The organism is Micromonospora phytophila (assembly GCF_023656545.1).
Classification (GTDB): domain Bacteria; phylum Actinomycetota; class Actinomycetes; order Mycobacteriales; family Micromonosporaceae; genus Micromonospora; species Micromonospora phytophila.
Genome location: NZ_JAMOKF010000576.1, coordinates 1 through 1899 on the forward strand (window position 1 = coordinate 1; position 1899 = coordinate 1899).

The 1899-nt window shown below is 75.7% G+C and carries 3 protein-coding genes; all 3 read left to right on the forward strand.

Translation table 11 applies throughout. The annotated features are described in order from the left end of the window. A partial coding sequence (rfaE2, locus tag NCC78_RS31405) for a D-glycero-beta-D-manno-heptose 1-phosphate adenylyltransferase (RefSeq protein ID WP_250799063.1) occupies positions 1–568 on the forward strand: 568 nt, incomplete at its 5' end. Continuing rightward, positions 565–1260: an SDR family oxidoreductase gene (locus NCC78_RS31410; protein ID WP_372495245.1), complete on the forward strand. Its 696-nt coding sequence runs from the start codon at positions 565–567 to the stop codon at positions 1258–1260. The genes rfaE2 and NCC78_RS31410, both read left to right, overlap by 4 nt. After that, on the forward strand, positions 1257–1899 hold a 643-nt coding region (locus NCC78_RS31415; RefSeq protein ID WP_250799065.1), incomplete at its 3' end, for a glycosyltransferase family 9 protein. The genes NCC78_RS31410 and NCC78_RS31415, both read left to right, overlap by 4 nt.

Below are 1899 nucleotides of genomic sequence, written 5' to 3' on the forward strand. Positions count from 1 at the left end.
CGCCGCGTCGGCGTACGTGGCGGCCGGCGGGGCGGCGGGGCTGCACCGCGAGGCCGCACCGGCCCGGCCCCCGGCAGCGCCGGGCCCGGCTGAGGAACTGGTGGCGAGGGTGCGCGCCGACGGCGGCACCGTGGTCGCCACCGGCGGCTGCTTCGACCTGCTGCACGCGGGACACGTGGCCACCCTCCAGGCCGCCCGCCGGCTCGGTGACGCGCTCGTCGTCTGCCTGAACTCCGACCGGAGCGTACGCGGGCTGAAGGGTCCGGAGCGTCCGGTGCACACCGAGACGGACCGGGCGAAGCTGCTGGCCGCGCTGGACTGCGTCGACGCGGTCGTCGTCTTCGACGAGCCCACCCCGCACACGGTGCTGTCCCGGTTGCGTCCGGACGTCTGGGTCAAGGGCGGCGACTACTCCGGCGACGGCGCGCCCGAGCTGCCCGAGGCCGAGCTGGTCCGCGCCTGGGGCGGCCGGGTCGTCACCGTCCCCTACCTGGCCGGCAGGTCCACCACGGCCACCATCACCGCCGCGCGGCAGCGCGGGAACCAACTGATCAGAGGAGCGGCATGAGCAGGGATCTGAACGGATCGGCGGTACTGGTCACCGGCGGGTCGAGCGGGCTCGGCGCGGCGGTGGTGACCGCGGTGACGAAGGCCGGTGGCCGGCCGTACGTGCTGGACCGGCAGGCGCCCGCGGACGGGGTGCCGTGGGTGGAGTGCGACCTGGCCGACACCCGGGCCGCCGAGGAGGCCACGCGGCAGCTCGCCGAGCAGGCCGGTGGTCTCGACGGCCTGGTCACCGCCGCCGGCATGGACGTGCCGGGCAAGCTGGCCGACGTCCCCGGCGACACCTGGGACCGGATCGTGGCGATCAACCTGCTGGGCACCGCCGCCGTGATCAGGGCGGCTCTGCCGGCGCTGGAGCGCTCGCACGGCACGGTGGTGACCGTGGCGTCCACGTTGGGCGTCAAGGCGGTCAGTGACGCCACCGCGTACTGCGCGGCCAAGTTCGGCGTCGTCGGCTTCACCCGCGCCCTCGCCGCCGAACTCGCCGGAAAGATCGGCGTCACCCTGCTCATCCCCGGCGGCATGCGCACCGCCTTCTTCGACGACCGCGACCCCGCCTACAGACCCGGCCCCGACGCCATCCTCAACGACCCCGCCGACACCGCCGCCGCCATCATGTTCGCCCTCACCCAACCCGCCGGCTGCGCCGTCCGCGAACTCGTCGTCTGCGCCGAACAGGAATCCTCCTACCCGTGATCCTCGCCCTACGCGCCCTCGGCGTCGGCGACCTCGCCACCGCCACACCCGCCCTACGCGCCCTACGCACCGCCCACCCCGACCACGAACTCACCCTGGTCGCACCGGCGTGGCTCACCCCACTGGTCGACCTGATCGGCGGCGTCGACCGACTCGTCGACACCCCCGGCCTCGACCGGCTGAACTGGACCGGCCCCCACCCCGACATCGCCGTCAACCTGCACGGACGCGGCCCGCAGTCACACCGGATGCTCACCGCCACCCGACCCGGCCGGCAGCTCGCCTTCGCCAACCCCGAAGCCGGCCACCACGACGGCCCGGACTGGCGGGCCGAGGAGCACGAGGTCGACCGCTGGTGCCGGCTGCTCGGCTGGTACGGCATCCCCGCCGACCGCACCGACCTCGCCCTGCGCCGGCCGGAGCCGGGTGGGCTGCCGACCGGGATGAGCATCGTGCATCCGGGGGCGAAGGCGGCGCAGCGGCGCTGGCCGCCGGCCCGGTTCGCGGCGGTGGCCCGGGAGCTGACCGGGCGGGGCCACCGGGTGGTGGTGACCGGCACGCCGGGCGAGCGGGCGATCGCGCAGGAGGTGGCCCGCCGCGCCGGCCTGCCGGACGAGGCGGTGCTGGCCGGGAGGACCG